This window comes from Nonomuraea glycinis (assembly GCF_035920485.1).
Classification (GTDB): Bacteria; Actinomycetota; Actinomycetes; order Streptosporangiales; family Streptosporangiaceae; genus Nonomuraea; species Nonomuraea glycinis.
This window is the reverse complement of record NZ_CP109166.1, coordinates 461,551-479,569: the sequence shown is the minus strand read 5'-3', so window position 1 is coordinate 479,569 and position 18,019 is coordinate 461,551. Positions and strand designations below refer to the sequence as shown.

Sequence of the window (18,019 nt, the reverse complement as noted above, 5' to 3'; positions counted from 1 at the left end):
CGACAAATCCAACGGCCGGACCGACGCGGTCTAGCCGGTGAGGCGGTGGCGGGCGAGTGCGTCGTAGAAGGGCTGGTGGTGGTCGGCTATGCGGCGCAGGTGCTCGTTGGTGTCGGGGGTCTCGCGCCGGCCGGGCGGCTTGGCCACCAGGCCGCTGCTCTCGGCGACCTCCGCGTGCCACCGGTCGGTGCGCTGCCAGTGCGCCCGCTGACCGGGATCCCAGTGCATCGCCTCGGGAATGAACTCGAGGCCGACCCGCTCGCAGTACGCCCGGACCGTCGTCTCCGGATCGGCCACGAGATCGTCCCCGTCGATCACCAGCGGGACCTCGCCGGTGGCCGACCGTACGGCGTCGAAGATGGCGTGCAGGTACTCGAATCCGTACTCCTCCAGGGTGGCCCCGGGGTTCATGGCGTAGTGCGAGGAGATCGCGCCGTGCGGTTCCCTGATCATGAACGTGTTGATCACGTCGTTGAACAGGCGCTCGTCCTTGAGCAGCGGCGGGTAGGTGTAGTCGGTGGTGTCCTTGGCGAACACCCGGCGCTCGGCGGCGTTGACCTCGAGCATCACGTCGAGCAGACCGACCGTCGACGTGACGCGCCGGCCCGCGAACTCGTAGTGGCCGTCCACCTGGAGGTAGGAGAACGGCTCGTGGGCCACCTCCAGGTCGCCGCGCTCCAGCATGATGCGCAGGAACGCGGTGGAGCGCGATCGGGGCACGGCCCACAGCACGATGGGCTTCGGCGCGGCGCTCATTGCGACCACCAGGTGGGCCGGCGGTCCCAGCGGTGCTCGCGCAACCGGGCCATCAGCTCCTCGCTCAGTGGTTCCGCGTCGCTGGTGGCGAGGTTGGCGCGGACGTGGGTGAGGGTGCGCATGCCGGGGATGACGGTGGCGACGTCGGGGTTCTGGAGGATGAAGCGCAGCGCGAGTTCGGGCATGGTCATGCCCTCGGGCACGATCCGCGCCAGCCGTTCGGCGCGCTCCACGCTCGGGACGAGGTTCTCGGGGACGAAGTACGTGTTGCGCCAGTCGCCTTCGGGCCAGCGGGTGTCGCGGGTGAGGGTCCCGGTGAGCGTGCCCTCGTCGAAGGGCACCCGGGCGATCACCGCGACGTCCAGCTCACGGCAGGCGGGGAGCAGCTCGTCCTCGGGGGCCTGGTCGAAGATGTTGTAGATGACCTGCACCGCGTCGATCAGCCCGGTGTTCAGGGTGCGCAGGACGTTCCATGGCTCCCATCGGTTGACGCTGATGCCGACGCCCTTGATCAGCCCGCGTTCCTTCATCTCGGTGACGGTGTCCTGCCAGGCGGTGTCGTGCGCCCAGGCGTCCTCCCAGACATGGAACTGGAACAGGTCGACGGACGGCAGGCCGAGCGCTTCGAGGCTGCGGTGCAGGCATTCCCAGAGATGATCCGGTGGGTAGACCTCGGACAGTTTGGAGTCGCGGGTGGACGGCCAGGCGCGGTCCTTGGGCGGGGGCTTGGTCGCGAGGTGCAGCCGGCGGTCCGGGTGCCGCTTGACCAGCTTCCCGAGCATCCCTTCGCTGCGTCCGCGGCCGTAGATCCAGGCGGTGTCGAAGAAGTTGCACCCGAGCCGCACGGCCTCGTCCAACGCGGTGTCACCGGTCTCGTCGTCGGCCCCGGTCCATCCGCCTTCGCCGCCGGCTATGCCCCACATGCCATAGCCGACGTCGCTGATCATCCAGCCGAGCCGGCCGAATCGACGCTCACGCATCGCTCTCTCCTTCCAGGCCCGAACTCCAGCGGTTGCCGCCCGAGCCGAACCGGGTCTGCTGCACCACGCGGCTGTCGACCGTCATCCCCTCGACCCGGGCGATGCCCCGGTGGACGGACAGGGTCACGCTGCCGCTGATCTCGCCGACGAGCCGGTCGATCGCGTCTCGCGCCGCCCGCGCGGCGGGTTCGAGCCACCGGGCCTCGTACATCGCGGCGCCCAGCCCGGCGGCCAGCCGGTCGTAGAGTTCGCGGCTCGCCGCGTCGAGGCTCGCCTGCAGGATGCGGGTCCACGCGCGTTCGAGCAGCTCCAGGCCGGGCGCCTCGTAGATGCCCCGGCAGACCGTGCCGATGATGCGCCGCTCGACCACATCGCGCAGCCAAACGCCGTGCCGCGCGCCGATGTCGTTGGCCCGCGTCATCCACGCGACCGGGTCGGGCCCGCTGCCGTTGACGTCGGCGACCCGTCCGTCGCGGAAGGTGACCGTGACGGTCTGAGGCTCGGCCGGGGCCTGCTCGGGCCACCTGCTCCACCGTGGCTGGAGCCTGGTGACCGGCGTCGCGAGGTCTTCCAGCTCGGCCGACTCGTGCGAGATGCCGGCGAGGTTGGCGTCGGTGGACCGTTCGGCGCCGCTGCCCGGGTCGAGCGGCAGTCCGTGCTCGACGACGGCCTTGAGCATGGTCTCGCGATCGGGGAATCGCTCTAGCGCCTGCGGATCCGTCCACGGCTCGATGACCGGCAGCTCCGGTGCGATCCGGGGGCCGTAGCGGGCGAAGCGGCGCTGGTCGTTGCCCCCGCCGACACAGCCGTGCGTGAGCATCCGGCAGCCGTCCGCCCGCATCAGCGGTGCGACCTCGCTGACGAGCACGAGGCGCGCGGCGCCGGTCGTGTTCCAGTAGCCGCCGTCGTGGCGGGCACGATATTTCAGCAGATCCGACGCCACGGCGGCCATCGATGATCGCAGATCCAGCAGGACGACTTCATCGCCGAATCCGCGCAGCGCAGATACAAGTGCGTCCATATTCGTACGATCCGACTGACCGATATCGGCAATATAGTGCCTCGTCTCGGTGTGCAGTTCACGAAGCCAGACGCCGACGGCCAGGGAGGAAAGTCCTCCCGACTGCAATAATCCGGCCCGTACGTTGTCATTGACTTGGCCCACGGCCTCCTCCTTCGTTGGTGGGCGGGGCGCGATATCGACCTCGGTGACAAGCGTGAACGCCCTTCTGCCCCGGGTGCTGCTGGTGCGGCCGATTCGGTGATTGGCAGGCGTCGGCTTGGGTAGAGGGCCTGCCCCCACTCGTCATCTCCTAACTCGCCATTCGAAAAACCTGCGCCGAACTTTCTTCGGTCGGCACGGGCGGATGCTATTCGAGTGGTCGGCCCGGAGATTCGGGCTCGGCCTCGGACCGATATCGGTGACGGGCCGCGCGGGCGGCGGCGGACAGCCGGGGTTGCACATCCCAGCCACCTGTGCTCAGTATGGTAGTAACCCGTATCCAACTTGTTATCGGTTACTCAAGCTGTGCTCAGGTCATCAGGTCCAGGGAGGAAACACATGGTCACCGCAGTTCCCAGGCTCATCGCACGCCTTGCGCAGCCGCCTGCCCACAGCCGCCGGACACGGTGAACGCTTCCTCGTCACGCTCGCCGCGGGCCGCCCTGGCCGCCTGAGACGCACCGGCATGACCGGTGACTTTTCCGCGACGCGAAGGATCTTTGCCAGTCGAGACCATGGGAGCACGATGCCACGCCACCAGCAGTCGCACCTGAGCGAAAATGCCTTAACCGCCATTCACTTATCTTTGGGTCCGCAGCACGCGTTCCCCCGGCGGAGCACAGTACTCGACCTGTTCTGCGGACAAAAAGAGAACGCGCCTGATCGTCCAGCGATCCGCTATCGCGACACTACGATGAGCTATGCCGAGCTGGACGCCGCGGCCAATGTGACGGCCAATCGACTGATCGGTCACGGCGTCCTGGCGCGACAATTGATACCCGTGTTGATAGCGGACGGGCCCGAATTTCCGACCGCACTCTTCGGGGTGATGAAGACGGGCTCGGCATTCGTGCCGCTGGATCCCGCTTGGCCGATCGAACGTCTCGGCGCGATTATGGCCGAGCTGTCGCCGCCCGTCATCGTGGCATCGCGGGCGACCGCGGAGACCGTCGCCGAGCTGGATGCGTCCCTGCCGACGGTGATCGTCGACTGCGCGGAGCCGCCGCACGATCCGGCCGACCTGACGCCCCCGCCGGCCGGCCGGGCACCCGGTCCCGAAGACCTGATCTACGGGTTCTACACCTCCGGCTCGACGGGCACGCCCAAGTGCGCGCTGAACCACCACCGCGGCCTGGTCAATCGATTGACCACGATGTCGCGCCGGTTCGGTGACGGGGCCGGGCACGTGACGTTGCAGAACAGCCGGTCCACGTTCGACTCCTCGATGTGGCAGGTGCTGTGGCCGCTGGTGTCCGGCGGGCAGGTCGTGCTGCCGCACCGCGACGGGATCCTCGACCTTGAGGAGACCGCGATGACCATCGGCCGCTACGGCGTCACGATGACCGACTTCGTGCCATCGGTGCTCGCGGCGTTCGTGTCGCTGCTGGAGGTGCGCGAGGACCTGCGCGAGGCGACGTCGAGCCTGCGGCGCATGCTCATCGGCGGCGAGGCGGCCGGTCCCGGCGCGGTGCACCGGCTGCGCGCGCTGCTGCCCGAGCTCAAGGTCACCAACACGTTCGGGCCGACGGAGTGCTCGATCGGGTCGGTGTTCCACGACGTCACGGACGCCGACGTCGACCGGATCCCGCTCGGGCGTCCCATCGACAACACCGCCGCGATCGTGCTCGACGACGACCTCATGCCCGTCCCGGCGACCACGCCCGGCGAGCTGTACCTCGGCGGTGAGTGCATCGGAGCCGGCTACCTCAACGATCCCGAGCGCACCGCGCGGGCGTTCGTGGCCAACCCGTTCCCCCAGATCCCCGGCGACGAGCTCTACCGGACCGGGGACCTGGCGCGGGCCGGCGAGGACGGGCTGCTGTACTTCATCGGCCGGCGCGACGAGCAGGTCAAGGTCGGCGGGGTGCGGGTGGAGCTGGGCGATGTCGCCTCGGCCCTGGCCGACCATCCGCTCGTGGGCAGCGCGGTGGCGATCGTGCTCGGTGAGGCGCCCGAGTCCACGCTGGTCTGCTGCGTCACCCCGCGATCGCCGGACGATCCGCCGTCCGTGGAGCTTCTCCGCGGCTACGCGGCGGAGAAACTGCCGGCCGAGCAGGTCCCGCAGCAGATCGTGGTGCTCGACGCGCTCCCGCTCAACGGCAACGGCAAAGCCGACCGCAAGACCCTGGCCGCGCTCATCGTGGCCGAGACGGCGCGGCAGCCGGGCCCGGTGGAGCGGGTCGAACCGCCGGCCGACCCGATGGAGGAGCTGATCTGCTCGGCGTGGCGTGAAGTGCTCGAGCAGGAGCAGGTCTCGGTGGTCGTGCCGTTCTCCGATTACGGGGGCACCTCGCTGATCGCCTACCGGCTCACCGCCGAGGTCAGCCGGCGGCTTGGCAGGCCGGTGCGGCCCAGGGATCTCCTCGTCGCCTCCACCGTGCGCGCCCAGGCGGCGCGGCTGACCAAGGGCGTCGACGACGACAGCGCCGAACTGGCGTACATCAAGCACGACCTGGCGTGGCGCCCGCCGCAGACCCTGCTGCTCGCCGGCGCGACCGGGTTCGTCGGGGCGCACATCTTCGCCGAGTTGCTGATGCGCTCCAACGCCGCACTGATCTGCCTGGTACGGTGCGCCGACCCGCCGGACGGCGCCCGGCGGCTGACCGAGGCCCTTGAGCAGTACGGGCTGACGTCCGCCTGGCAGCAGCTGCCCATGGCACTCAAGACCGGACGGGTCGAGGTGGTCCCCGGCGACCTGGGCAGCGAGCTGCTCGGCCTGTCGCAGCGGCGGTTCGACACGATCGCCTCGACCGTGTCCGGCGTCGTCAACGCCGCGGGCGCGGTGAACTTCCTGTCCGGCTATCTGGACCACCGCCCGGCCAACGTGCTCGGCGTACAGGAGCTCATCAAACTCGCCTCGGGCGGCGCCCGCCTGCACACCCTGTCCACCTTGAGCATCTTCCCGCCCCCCGGGCCGGCCGCCCCGCGCATCACCGAGAGTCAGATCCCGGCGCCGGACCAGGTCGCCGCGGACGGCTACAACAGGTCGAAGTACGTCGCGGAGAGCCTGCTCGCCGACGCGCAACGGCAGGGCGTCAGCTCGGTGGTGTACCGCCTCGGCGAGGTCTGGCCGCACCGGGCGACAGGCGTGGCCAACCCGGACTCGCTGGCGCACAACCTGTTGTACGCGTGCGCGCGCACCGGATGCGTGTTCCCGACCGAAGCCGCGACCGACGTGACCCCGGTGGACGTGGTCGGCCAGTTCGTGGCCCGCGCCGCGACCGGCGACATCGAGGTGCCCGACGGCGCGATGCACGTGCTGTGGCCGTCGAGGCTGCGCTTCGCCGAGGCGTTCGGCGAGCTCGCCGACCGGTGCGGCCTCGACCGGGTCGGCTACGCGCGGTTCCGCGACCGCCTGGACGCCCTCGCCGAGCCCGACGGGAGGCTCGCCGGGCTGCGCCTGCTGCTGCCGCCGGCCGCCGACGGTGACGCGGCGCCGGTCGAGTTCGACCGGCTGTTCACCGACGGCTCCCGTCACTTCGACACCCAGCGGTTCAGCCGGCACGCGCCCTCGCTGGCGCGGCCGACGGCGACCGGGCCCAGGACGCTCGATCGCTACCTCAGTGAACTGACCGACATTCCCGCCTTCGTAGCTCAGGAAAGGTAAGCGCCATGGAAGACAAGTTCGTCGTGGTGATCAACCACGAGGAGCAGTACTCGATCTGGCCCGCCGGCCGGGAGATTCCCACCGGCTGGCGCGAGGCCGGCGTCGAGGGCGGCAGGAGCGACTGCCTGGCACACATCGCGCGGGTGTGGACCGATCTGCGCCCATTGAGCGTGCGACGGTGAAGGAAGAGAGGGAGATCATGGCTACACCCGACGAACGTAACGTCGCCGATATCCGGCGCGCCCTGCTGGAGATGAAGGTCCGCCAGCGGGTGGCGGAGAAGGCCGAGCGGGAGCGGATCGTAGCCGTCCCGCGCACCGGCAAGATGGCCATCGCCGAGCAGCAGCGGTTCCTGTGGTTCCTGCACCAGATGGTCGCGGGCGCACCCGTCTACAATGTGCCGTTCGCGATGCGCCTGCGCGGACAGCTCGACGTGGCCGCCCTCGCCGAGGCGCTGCGCGGGATAGTCGCGCGGCACGAGAGCCTGCGCACCCGGTTCGGCGACGAGCACGGCGTGCCCTTCCAGACGGTCGATCCGCCGCCCGAGACCTTCGACCTGCCGGTGACCGACGGGACCGAGGAGTCCGTTCAGGACTGGATCGACGGGCAGGTGCGCGAGGAGTTCGACCTGCGCAACAGCCCGCCGTACCGGTTCGCGCTGCTGCGGCTGGGCCCTGAGGAGCACGTGCTGTCCATCGTCTGGCATCACATCGTCATCGACGGATGGTCCTCGCGCCAGTTCGCCGAGGAGCTGACGGCCCGCTACACCGATCCGAGCGGCGCGGAGTTCCCCCCGCTGCCCCTGCAGCCCGCCGACTTCGCGGCGTGGCAGCGGCTCTGGCTGCTCAGTGAGGAGCCGGCCAAGCAGATGGACTACTGGCGCGCCGCGCTGGACGGGATGGAACCCCTGGAGTGGCGCACCGACCGGCAGCGCCCGTCGGCGCCCACCGGGGCCGGCCGCATCTACGAGACCCGCCTGCCCGACGAGCTCGCCCGGGGGATCCGCGAGCTGGCCCAGGCCGAGAACGTCTCCCTGCTCGCCCTGACGATGGCCGGGTACCAGATCGTGCTGAACCGCTACACCGGCCAGCACGACATCGGGCTCGGGTCGGTCCTGTCCGGCCGGACCCGCTCGGAGACCGAGCCCATGATGGGGTTCTTCGCCAACACGGTGGCGGTCCGCGGCGACCTCTCGGGCAATCCCGTGTTCCGCGACCTGGTCCACACCACCAACAACGCCATCCTCGAAGGGATGGCCCGCCAGGACGTGCCGTTCGGCCGCATGGTGGAGGAGCTCAAGCCGGAGCGGCTGCCAGGCCGGAACCCGCTGGTCGCGCACCTGTTCACGCTGCTGCCCGAGCCGATGATCGCCCGCTGGCGGCTGCCCGGCGTCGAGGTCGAGATGCTCACCCCGCAACCGGGCACGACCCGGTTCGACCTCACGTTCCAGATCAACGACCTGCCGGACGGCGGCCTGGGCGTGTGGATCGAATACTCCTCCGAGCTGTTCGACCACGAGCGGGTCGAACGGCTGGTGGAGCACTTCTCCACGGTCATGGCCGACGCGCTGTCCCGGCCGGACGCCCGGATGGACGCGCTGGACATCATGTCCAACAGCGAATACCTGCGGGTCCTCACCGATTGGAACCCCGCGCCCGGCGAGCCCGACGAGCGCCTGCTGCACGAGCTGTTCGCGGCGCGCGTGGCCGAGGCGCCCGACGCGGTCGCGATGCGCTTCGCGGAACGGGACCTGACCTACGCGCAACTGGACGAGCGGTCCAGCCGGCTGGCGCACGCGCTCGTCGAGGAGTTCAAGGTGGCGCCGGGGCGCGTGGTCGGGGTGCTGCTGGAGCGCGGCTTCGACCTGCCGGCCGCCGAGCTCGGCGTGCTCAAGGCGGGTGGCGCCTGGCTGCCGCTCGACCCGCAGTATCCGCCGGAGCGGCTGGCCTACCAGCTCGCCGACGCCGACGTGGCCGCGGTGGTGACGACGTCGGATCTCGCCGACCGGGTGCCCGCCGACGTGGGGCGCATCCTGCTGGACACCGACACGCTCGACGACCGGCCGGTCACGCCGCCCTCGGTGCGCGTGACGCGGGAGGACACGGCGTACGTCATCTACACCTCCGGCTCGACCGGCACCCCCAAGGGCGTCATGGTCCCGCACCGGGCCGTGGTGAACTTCTGCACCACCTTCCAGCGGATGTTCTCGGTGACGCCGGATGACCGGATCCTGCAGTTCTCCAACCCGGCCTTCGACGTGAGCGTCTCGGACGTGTTCTCCACGCTGACCGCCGGCGGGACCATCGTGGGCGCGCCGCGCGCCGAGCTGCTCGACCCGGAAGCGCTGCAGCGGCTGCTGGCCCGCGAGCGGGTGACGATGGTGGACATCCCGCCCGCGGTGCTGGGGCTGCTCGATCCGTCCGTCCTGGACGACCTGCGGGTGTGCTTCATCGGCATGGAGCCCTTCGGTCCCGATCTGGTCAACCGGTGGCGCAAGCCGGGGCGCGAGTTCCACAACGGATACGGGCCGACGGAGGTCACGGTCACCTGCGTGGACTACCTGTGCCCGCCGGAGCCGCTGGACGGGCCGCCGCCGATCGGCCGCGCCATGGCCAACCAGCGGGCCTACGTCCTGGACAAGGCACTGCGGCCGGTGCCGCCCGGCGTGCCCGGCGAGCTGTACATGGCGGGCGCCGGTCTGGCCATCGGCTACCTCGGCCGGCCCGACCAGACCGCCGAGAAGTTCCTGCCCGACCCGTTCGCCGCCACCGCGGGCGAGCGCATGTACGCCACCGGCGATCTGGTGCGCTGGAACGCCGACGGCGAACTGGAATTCCTCGGCCGGGTCGACCGTCAGGTGAAGCTGCGCGGCCTGCGCGTGGAGCTCGGCGAGATCGAGCACGCCATCGAGAGTTTCACCGGCGTACGGCAGTGCGTCGTGACCGTGCGCGACGCGGGCACGCCCTCGGCCTGGCTGGCCGCGTACGTGGTCGGTGAGTTCGAGCCCGAGGAGCTGCGCGAGCACCTGGCGGGGCGGCTGCCCCTGCACATGGTGCCCACCGACTACGTCCAGCTGGAGCAGCTCCCGCTGACCTCCACCGGAAAGGTGGACCACGCCCGGCTGCCCGACCCGCGCCCCGACGGCGGCGGGGGACAGGTCGAGCTGACCAGCGAGACGCAGCGCCGGCTGGCCGAGATCTGGCAGGGCCTGCTGAGCCTCGACGCCGGCAGCATCGGCGCGCAGGACAACTTCTTCGTCCTCGGCGGCAACTCGCTGCAGGTGACCCAGATGATCTCGCGGGTGCGCGACGCCTTCCAGGTGACGCTCGACCCGCGGCGGCTGTTCAGCTACCCGCTGCTCAGCCAGTTCGCCGCCCAGATCGACGACGCGCAGCGGGCCCTGCTGGGCGAGGACGAGGTGGCGCAGCTGGAGGATCAGGTCGCCGATCTGTCCGAGGAGGAACTCGACCGGCTGCTGAAGGAGACGAGCTGATGGCCGGCGCACAGCCCTCCACCCTGGAGGGGAAACGACGCGCGCTGCTGCGACTGCGGTTACGGCGCAGACGGGAGGAGGCCCTCGCCCAGCCGCGCCCCGCTCGGCAGACGGTGTCTCAGCAGACGATGTCCCCGCTGGTGCCGCTCCGGCCCGCGGGCACGAAGCCGCCGCTGTTCCTCGTGCACGCGGCGGGCGGATCGGTGGCGCCCTACGTGCCGCTGGCCGCGCTGCTGGGCGACGACCGGCCCGTCTACGCGCTGGAGGATCCGGGCCTGAACGGCGACCCGGTCGAGGGCCGGCGGCTGCCTGACCTCGCCGCCGCCTATCTGGCCGCGGTCCGTGAGGTTCAGCCCGACGGGCCGCTGCATGTGGGCGGCTGGTCGGTCGGCGGGGCGGTGGCGCTCGACATGGCGCGCCAGGACGGCGACGTCGCGCTGACGTTCGTGCTCGACACCGCCGTCCCGGACGCGCCGTCCCATCCTGGCGAGGACGAGCTGCGCGCGTGGTTCGCCGCCGACGTCGCGGACATGGGCGCCGAACCGGGCGCCGCCGAGGTGGCCGAGCGGTTCCCGGTGTTCGCCGCGAACGTGCGCGCGCTCCTGACGTTCCGTCCCTCGCGGGTGGCCGGCCGGGTGGTGCTGCTGTGCGCCGAGGAGTCGGGGCCGGAGAAGCTCGACCGATGGCGGGCCTACGCCGACGAGATCCAGGTGGTGCGGGGCGACCACTACACCATGCTCCAGCCGCCGCACATCGAGGCGCTGGCGCGGACGATGCGCGACGGACTGAGGGAGGTGAGTGCCCGATGATGCCGGAATTCACGCCGGAGCAGGACGGCTTCCGGGAAGAGCTCTGCAAGCTGCTGTGCGAGGACGACGTACGCGCGGAGATCGCGCGGTCCAGGCGGATGCCGTACGGGCAGGAGAGCGGTCTGCTCGACGTGCACCGGCGCCTGGGCAAGCTCGGCTGGCTCGCGATCAACTGGCCCGAGCGGTACGGCGGAGCGGACGCCACGATCGTGGAGAAGGCGATCGTCACCGAGGAGATGATCCGCCACGGCGTCCCCGAGAACGTGCACTCGCTCGGCATCGACATCGTCGGGATGGCCATCCACCTGTTCGGCACGCAGGAGCAGCGGGAGCGGTACCTGCCGGGCCTCGCGCACGGCGAGATCACGGCCAACGTGCTGTTCAGCGAGCCGGGTGTCGGCTCCGACCTGGCGTCGCTGACCACGCGCGCCGAGCCGGACGGCGACGGCTGGCGGCTGTCCGGCCGGAAGATCTACAACATGAAGGCGCAGCACAGCGAGTTCGCGCTGTGCGCGGCCCGCACGTCGACCGGCCCGGTGAACTTCTTCGGGATCACGCTGTTCCTGGTGCCCCTGCAGAGCATGGGCGTGGTCATCGAGCCGGTGTGGAACCTGTCCGAGGAGCGCTTCGACCTGGTGACGCTCGACGGGATCCGGGTCGGGCCCGAGGACGTGCTCGGCGAGGTCGACGACGGCTGGCAGGTGCTCGGCAAGGTGCTGCCGCTGGAGCGCACCGGCCTCGACCACTCCGCCAAGGCGGAGCGCACCCTGGCCGCGCTGCGCGAGCACGCGCCGCCCGGGTGCGAGCAGCGGCTGGTGGAGCTGGAGACGCGGGTACGCGCGGCGCGGCTGCTGGCCTGGCGGTGCGTGGCCAACCTGCGCGACGGCCGGCCCGACGAGGTGCACTCGGCGACCGCCAAGTGGTACACGTCGGAGACGGCCAAAGAGGTGTCGGTGGCGGCGGTCGAGCTGCTCGGGCCGCAAGCACTGCTGGACGCACGCGATCCCGAGGCGATCGCCGAAGGCGTCTTCGACGCCGCGCTCCGGGAGGCTCCGGGGCTCACGCTCGCCCAGGGCTCTTCGGAGATCATGCTCTTCTTCGTCGCCACATCGAAATTGGGGCTGCCGTCATGACCACAGTGGGTACCGAGGCGATCGCCGGCTTCTTCGACGAGGATCTGGCGCCGCTGGTCCGGCGGATGGCCGATCGGCCGCGCGGGGAAGGCGGGGGCAGCGACGAGGACAGCCGCGAGATGCGCGCGATGGTATGGCAGGGACTCGCCGGGCTCGGCGCGCTCGACACCGCCGACCCCGTGCGGCTGGCCGAGCTGCTCGGGTCGGCGCTGTACCAGGGGCCGCTGCTCGACACGCTCACCGCGCGGGAGCTGGCGTGGGACGTCGACCTCGGCCAGGCGCCGGTGGCGCTGGCCGTCGCGGCCGAGCCCTGGTCGGTGACGAACGAGACGATCTCCGCGCGGCGGACCTTCGTCGGGTTCGCGGCGGAGGTGGACCACTTCGTCGTGGGCGGCGTCGACTCCGCCGGACCGCGCCTCGCGCTCGTACGTGCCGGGCAGCCGTCCATCACCCTGCGGCGCTACGAGGAGACGAGCCGGGGCGAGGCGTACGAGGTCGAGTTCGCGGACGCGACCGTGGCCGCGTGGGCCGGCTCCGCCACCGCGTGGGCGGCGGCGCTGGCCCGCGCGCGGGTGCGCCAGGCGGCGTACCTGGTGGGCCTGGCCCAGGCGGCACTCGATCACGCCGTCGCCTACGCCAAGACGCGCCGCCAGTTCGGCCAGCCCATCGGCAAGTTCCAGGGCCTGGCGTTCCGGCTCAGCGAGCTGTCGATGCACATCGACGCGACCCGCATGCTGGTGCACGACCGCGACGCGGCCGAGCACGCGGCGGCCGGCCTCGCGGCGGCGTCGGATCTGGCCCGTACCGTCACGACGCGGACCATGCAGATCCACGGCGCCGCGGGCATGCTGGCCGACAACGACGCCCAGCTGTACTACCGGCGGGCGGCGGTCGAATCGGTGCGGCTCGGCACGCCGTCCCAGCTGCGCCGCGAGACCTACGTGGCGCAGGAGTAAGCCGATGAGCCTGGTGATACAGAAGTACGGCGGAACATCACTGGGTGACGCGAACAAGATCAATCACGCGGCACAGCGCATCGCCGCTGCGGATGGGTCCGTGGTCGCCGTGGTCTCCGCGATGGGCGGCACGACCGACGCCATCCTCGACCTGGCGCGTAACCTCACCGATGCGCCGCACGCCCGGGAGCTGGATCTCCTGCTCAGCACCGGTGAGCAGGCCGCCGCGGCGGCGCTCGCCATGGCGCTGCACGAGCTGGGCGTGCCCGCCCGCTCGTTCAGCGGCCGCGACGGCGGCATCGTCACCGACGGGGTGCACGGTAGCGCCCGGATCGTCAGCGTCGACCCCGCGCGGATCCGCGCATGCGTCCAGACCGGGCACGTCCCTGTGGTGACCGGCTTCCAGGGCGTCGCTGCGGACAGCGGCGAGCTCACCACGCTGAGCCGGGGCGGCTCGGACACCACCGCCGTCGCCCTGGCCGCGGCGTTACAGGCCGAGGCCTGCGAGATATTCACCGACGTCGAGGGGGTGTTCACCGCCGATCCGCGCCACGTCGCCGAGGCCCGCAAGCTGGACCACCTCTGCTATGAGGACATGGCCGAGCTGGCCGCCAGCGGCGCGACGGTCCTCGCGCATTCCAGCGTGGAGTACGCCAGCAGCCATCGCGTGCCCATCCACGTCCGATCCAGCACGACCGAGACCGCCGGCACCTGGGTGACCGGCTTCCACCAGGCCGCCTTGCTCGACCGCGAGCGGTTCCCCGCCGTCGGCATCGCCCACCAGACCGGCCAGCTCCGCTGCCGGCTCGACGGATTCGACCCCGCCGCCCTGACCCCGGTCGCCGCCGCGCTGACCGATCCGATGCTGTCGGTGGACATGCTCGACCATGTGCCCGGCTCGCTGCGGTTCATCGTGCAGGCCGGCGACCGGGACCAGGTCGACGAGGTGCTCACGGACCTGCACGCGGCCGGCGCCTTCACCAGGCGCCGCTGGTCCGGGCCGGTGGCGAAGGTGTCGCTGGTGGGCCGCGGGTTCGGTGGCCGCCTTCTCCAGGTGCTGCACACGCTCAGAGCCCACGGCATCGGGGTGCGGGACCTGACCGTTCACGGACGACGCGTCTCCATCACGTGCGCCGAGCATGACGTGCTCACGGCCGTGGCGCACCTTCACCGCACGTTTCTCGGCCGCCCGCTGTCCAAGATCTCCGAGCTGATGGCCGGCAGAAGCGAAAGGAAGGGACGATGAAGGAAACATCCGTGCGCACGACCGGAGAGGCCGAGAGCGGATTCCGGTCCCGGCGGTTCTGGCAGCTCGCCGTCATCTGCGGCACCCAGTTCCTGGTCGCTCTGGACTATTCGATCATCAACGTGGCCGCCCCGAGCATTCGCGAGGGCTTGGCCTTCACCTCCGGCGGCGTCGCCTGGGTCCTGTCCACCTACCCCCTCGCCTTCTGCGGCTTTCTCCTGTTCGGGGGCAGGGTCGCCGATCTGTACGGCAGGAAGCGGGTGTTCATCTGGAGTCTCGCCGGCTTCGCCTTCGCTTCCGTCCTCGCGGGCCTCGCCTGGTCGCCGGGGGTTCTCCTCGCGGGCCGTGCCCTGCAGGGGGTCGCCGCCGCGTTCATCGCGCCGGCGGGTCTGGGGCTGCTCCAGGCGGCCATCCCGGAAGGCGCGCAACGCGAACGCGCGCTCGGCGTCTACGGGTCGGCGCTGTCGGCGGGGTTCGTCTCCGGCATGGTGCTCGGGGGTGTGCTCACGGAGTTCGCCGGTTGGCGGTCCATCTTCCTGATCAACGTGCCGATCGTCCTGGTCGCCGGTCTTCTCGCCAGAACGTATCTCGACGAGAGCCGGGACACGCACGCCTCCCGTCACCTCGACATCACCGGCGTCGCCCTGGCGACCACGGGCATGGTCGCGCTGGTGTTCGCCCTCACCGAGGGGGAGAGGTACGGCTGGTCGTCCGCGCCGATCCTGCTCGCCGCCGGGATCGCGGTGCCTGCCATCGCCCTGTTCATCTGGGTGGAGTCCCGCAAGGACAACACCCTCGTGCCGATCTCCATCTTCCGCACCGCCGCCATCGGCGCCGCCAACCTGGTCAGCGTCCTGCTGATCTGCTCGTACGGTGGAATGCTGTTCATCCTCACCCTCTACCTGCAGACGCATCTCGGTCTGGGCGCGCTCGCGACCGGCCTGACGTTCGCCGTCTCCGGCGCGATCGCGATCGTCACCGGGATTTACGCGGGGAAACTCATCGAGCGCTTCGGGCTCTACCGGGTGCTCCTGTCCGGGATCGTCATCGAGACGTTCGGCATTCTCGTCATGGTGGGCCTGCCGGAGGACTACGGACTCGCCCTCATCCTGATCGGCACCTCCGTGAACGCCTTCGGCCACATCCTCGCGCTGATCACGACGAGCATCGCCGGCACGAACGGCGCCGACGAGGGGCGGCGGGCCACGGCCGGCGCGCTGATCAACGTCTCCCAGCAGCTGGGGCTGGCCGTGGGCGTGGGCGTGCTGGCCTCGGTGGCGGCTCACTTCACCGCGGCCTCCGGGGCCGACGTCGTGGGCTGGCGCTGGTCGCTGTGGTGCGCGGTCGGGTTCGCGGCCGCGGCGATCGTCGCGACCGTCCTCTTCCGGAGGCGCTTCAGCGGAGAGATCACCTAGACCTGCCCTGGCGACCGGTCGAGTAACCATATATGCTCGGCTCAATGGTTACTCTTACTTCCGAGGTCCGGCCGCCCTGGCAAGACGGCCATTTCATCGGCGGTCACCCGGTCCTGGACCTCACGAACACCGTCTTCGATCGGCTGCATCCCGCCGAGGACGGCGAGCTGCTGAGAACGCCCTCGGACGTCCTGACCTGGTGCGCGTCCGCGGGCCTGTTCGAGGAGCCGCCGCCGCTGACGGAGGCGGCCGCGCGTGCCCTCGTGTCAGAGGTCCAGGCCGTGCGCGAGCAGGCGTGGGCCGTGTTCAGCGCGGTCGCGGGCGGGGAGCCGGTGCCGGCCGAACCCTTCGGCGCACTCCTGCAGCAGGCCGGGATGGGCGTACGAGCCGAGCAGGTTCAGCGGATCAGTGCCGCGCTGGACCGCTTCACCGTGGACTGGACGGCGCCGGGAGCGATTCCCGCGACCTTGTCCTTGCTGGCCGTTCAGGCACTGTTCGCGCTGCCGGCCGACCGGATCAGGGCGTGCGGGAGATGCGGCTGGCTGTTCCTGGATTCCTCGCGGGGCGGGCGTCGCCGCTGGTGCAGCATGAGCACCTGCGGCAACCGCGAGAAGGCGCGCCGGCACCGTCATGGCGGACGCGCCGCTGACTGACGTCACCCGGCGGCGCGGCCGCGGAGCTTGCGCCGCATGATCGGCCGGTCGCTGCGCGGGCGCGCCACCTCGGTGAATCCCGCGTCGAGGAAGGCGCTGGCTATGCCCGTCATCGCCGTGTCCGAGCCGGCGCGTTTCCCGTCGCGAGGCTCGATCGGGTAGCCCTCGGCGGCCGGGTAACCGGCGTCGGCCGCGTAGTCGCAGACGGCTTCGAGAATGGCCGGCAGCAGCCCCGAGCCGCGATGCTTCTTCTCGACGAGGACGCACGCGATCGCACAGACCGGCTCGTCGTCGATTTCGGCGAGCAGCGGCGAGCGCTCCAGCCTCGGGAACGAGGAGCGCGGCCCGAGCGAGCACCAGGCCACCGGCGCGTCCTCCTGGTAGACGACGACGCCGGGCACCGGCTCGCGCTGGGAGAGGCGTTTCATCGCCTTCTTGTTCCCCTCGCCCTTTCCCTCCATCCACTCCGCGATGGACAGCCGCCAGTGCATGCACCAGCACCCGCGGGCGCCTCCGTTGGCCCCGAGCACCGTCTCGAAGTCGCTCCAGGTCGTCTTGGACAGCTCTTTCACCGTCAGGGAGTCATGGCCGCTCATCACCGCACCGCCGATCTGGCGTCGAAAAGGCTGTTCCCGGCCGCGTGTCTCGGGCAGGTGAGTTGCTCCCTCCGCCACGCGGCCGAGTGCCGGACGCCAACTAGTAACCGATATAACTCTTTTATAGGTTACTATAGGCGGGCAGGGTCGCGGGGATCAGGGTCTGATCCGCCGGCGGCCAGTGGCGGGATCACGAAGACCAGAAGATCGTCCATCAGGTTGGTCTGGTAAGCGACGACGGAGGGCCGAGACGTGGCCGAAGAAGACGTCCTGGATGTGCTCGAAGCCGAGGCGATCCACATACTGCGCGAGGTCGCCGGGGCCTTTCGCCGGCCGGTGCTGCTCTACTCGATCGGCAAGGACTCCTCGGTGCTGCTGCACCTGGCGACCAAGGCGTTCGCGCCCGGCCGGATGCCGTTCCCCGTGCTGCACGTCGACACCGGCTGGAAGTTCCGCGAGATGATCGCCTTCCGGGATGACACGGCCAGGCGGCTGGGGCTCGACCTCCAGGTGCGCACCAATCCGGAGCGGGCGACGCCGTTCACCCACGGCGCGCACGAGTACACGCGGCTCATGAAGACCGTCGTGCTGCGCCAGGCGCTCGACGACAACGGGTTCGACGCGGCGATCGGCGGCGCGCGGCGCGACGAGGAGCGGTCGCGGGCCAAGGAAAGGATCTTCTCGCTGCGCGAGCCCGGCCATCGCTGGGAGCCGCGCTCACAGCGTCCGGAGTTCTGGTGGTGGGCGAACACCGAGCTGGCCGACGGTCAGTCGATGCGGGTGTTCCCCCTGTCGAACTGGACGGAGCTGGACGTCTGGCGCTACATCAGGCGGGAGGACATCCCCGTGGTGCCGCTGTACTTCGCCGCACCACGCCCGGTCGTCGAGCGGAACGGCTCGTTGATCATGGTGGACGACGAGCGCTTCCCGCTGGAGCCCGGCGAGCGACCGCAGCCCCGTCAGGTACGGTTCCGCACGCTCGGCTGCTACCCGCTGACCGCGGCCGTCGAGTCGAAGGCCGAGAACCTCGACGAGGTCATCGACGAGATGCGGCTCGACCGCAGGTCCGAACGCGCCGGCCGGCTCATCGACGGTGAGGGCGGCACATCCATAGAGAGCAAGAAGTCTGAGGGGTACTTCTGATGGTTGCGGT

14 protein-coding genes are annotated in these 18,019 nt (G+C 70.6%); 10 read left to right on the top strand and 4 right to left on the bottom strand.

Annotation, left to right across the window (positions count from 1 at the left end):
* Positions 1-30: 30 nt before the first annotated feature.
* Genes OHA68_RS02110 through OHA68_RS02100 form a run of 3 tightly spaced genes read right to left on the bottom strand, consistent with a single transcriptional unit; the run spans position 31 to position 2,901 of the window.
* On the bottom strand, positions 31-756 hold the full coding sequence (locus OHA68_RS02110; RefSeq protein WP_327106106.1) for a sulfotransferase-like domain-containing protein: 726 nt from the start codon (positions 754-756) through the stop codon (positions 31-33).
* A complete protein-coding gene (locus OHA68_RS02105; protein WP_327106105.1) occupies positions 753-1,736 on the bottom strand; it encodes an aldo/keto reductase in 984 nt (327 codons plus the stop codon). Before OHA68_RS02105 ends, OHA68_RS02110 begins: the two co-directional genes overlap by 4 nt.
* Positions 1,729-2,901: an argininosuccinate synthase domain-containing protein gene (locus tag OHA68_RS02100; RefSeq protein ID WP_327106104.1), complete on the bottom strand. Its 1,173-nt coding sequence runs from the start codon at positions 2,899-2,901 to the stop codon at positions 1,729-1,731. Before OHA68_RS02100 ends, OHA68_RS02105 begins: the two co-directional genes overlap by 8 nt.
* Before the next feature lie 202 nt (positions 2,902-3,103).
* Here OHA68_RS02100 and OHA68_RS02095 point away from each other — a divergent pair, with 202 nt between their 5' ends.
* Genes OHA68_RS02095 through OHA68_RS02055 form a run of 9 tightly spaced genes read left to right on the top strand, consistent with a single transcriptional unit; the run spans position 3,104 to position 16,270 of the window.
* The gene (locus OHA68_RS02095) at positions 3,104-6,565 is read left to right on the top strand and encodes a non-ribosomal peptide synthetase (protein WP_327106103.1); all 3,462 of its coding nucleotides are present in this window, start codon (positions 3,104-3,106) and stop codon (positions 6,563-6,565) included.
* A 5-nt stretch (positions 6,566-6,570) separates the two neighbouring features.
* A complete protein-coding gene (locus tag OHA68_RS02090) occupies positions 6,571-6,747 on the top strand; it encodes an MbtH family protein (protein WP_189136880.1) in 177 nt (58 codons plus the stop codon).
* A gap of 17 nt (positions 6,748-6,764) precedes the next feature.
* Positions 6,765-10,058, top strand: coding sequence for a non-ribosomal peptide synthetase (locus tag OHA68_RS02085; RefSeq protein WP_327106102.1), 3,294 nt, complete (start codon positions 6,765-6,767; stop codon positions 10,056-10,058).
* On the top strand, positions 10,058-10,867 hold the full coding sequence (locus OHA68_RS02080) for a thioesterase domain-containing protein (protein ID WP_327106101.1): 810 nt from the start codon (positions 10,058-10,060) through the stop codon (positions 10,865-10,867). Before OHA68_RS02085 ends, OHA68_RS02080 begins: the two co-directional genes overlap by 1 nt.
* Positions 10,864-12,000 carry an acyl-CoA dehydrogenase family protein gene (locus OHA68_RS02075; protein WP_327106100.1) on the top strand — a complete coding sequence of 379 codons (1,137 nt, stop codon included), beginning with the start codon at positions 10,864-10,866 and terminating at the stop codon, positions 11,998-12,000. The genes OHA68_RS02080 and OHA68_RS02075 overlap by 4 nt, the downstream gene beginning before the upstream one ends.
* Complete coding sequence (locus OHA68_RS02070) at positions 11,997-12,956, top strand: acyl-CoA dehydrogenase family protein (RefSeq protein WP_327106099.1); 960 nt, start codon at positions 11,997-11,999, stop codon at positions 12,954-12,956. The genes OHA68_RS02075 and OHA68_RS02070 overlap by 4 nt, the downstream gene beginning before the upstream one ends.
* 4 nt (positions 12,957-12,960) lie before the next feature.
* Complete coding sequence (locus tag OHA68_RS02065) at positions 12,961-14,202, top strand: aspartate kinase (RefSeq protein WP_327106098.1); 1,242 nt, start codon at positions 12,961-12,963, stop codon at positions 14,200-14,202.
* Positions 14,199-15,617, top strand: a complete 1,419-nt coding sequence (locus tag OHA68_RS02060; protein WP_327106097.1) for an MFS transporter — start codon at positions 14,199-14,201, stop codon at positions 15,615-15,617. The genes OHA68_RS02065 and OHA68_RS02060 overlap by 4 nt, the downstream gene beginning before the upstream one ends.
* Before the next feature lie 44 nt (positions 15,618-15,661).
* Entirely contained in the window at positions 15,662-16,270 is a 609-nt protein-coding gene (locus OHA68_RS02055) for a CGNR zinc finger domain-containing protein (protein ID WP_189136887.1), read from the top strand.
* A gap of 2 nt (positions 16,271-16,272) precedes the next feature.
* On the opposite strand, the gene OHA68_RS02050 is transcribed toward OHA68_RS02055, so the two are convergent.
* Positions 16,273-16,866: a GNAT family N-acetyltransferase gene (locus tag OHA68_RS02050; RefSeq protein WP_327106096.1), complete on the bottom strand. Its 594-nt coding sequence runs from the start codon at positions 16,864-16,866 to the stop codon at positions 16,273-16,275.
* A gap of 252 nt (positions 16,867-17,118) precedes the next feature.
* Between OHA68_RS02050 and cysD the strand changes: the two genes are divergently transcribed.
* Entirely contained in the window at positions 17,119-18,009 is an 891-nt protein-coding gene (gene cysD, locus OHA68_RS02045) for a sulfate adenylyltransferase subunit CysD (RefSeq protein WP_327106095.1), read from the top strand.
* Positions 18,010-18,019: the final 10 nt, after the last annotated feature.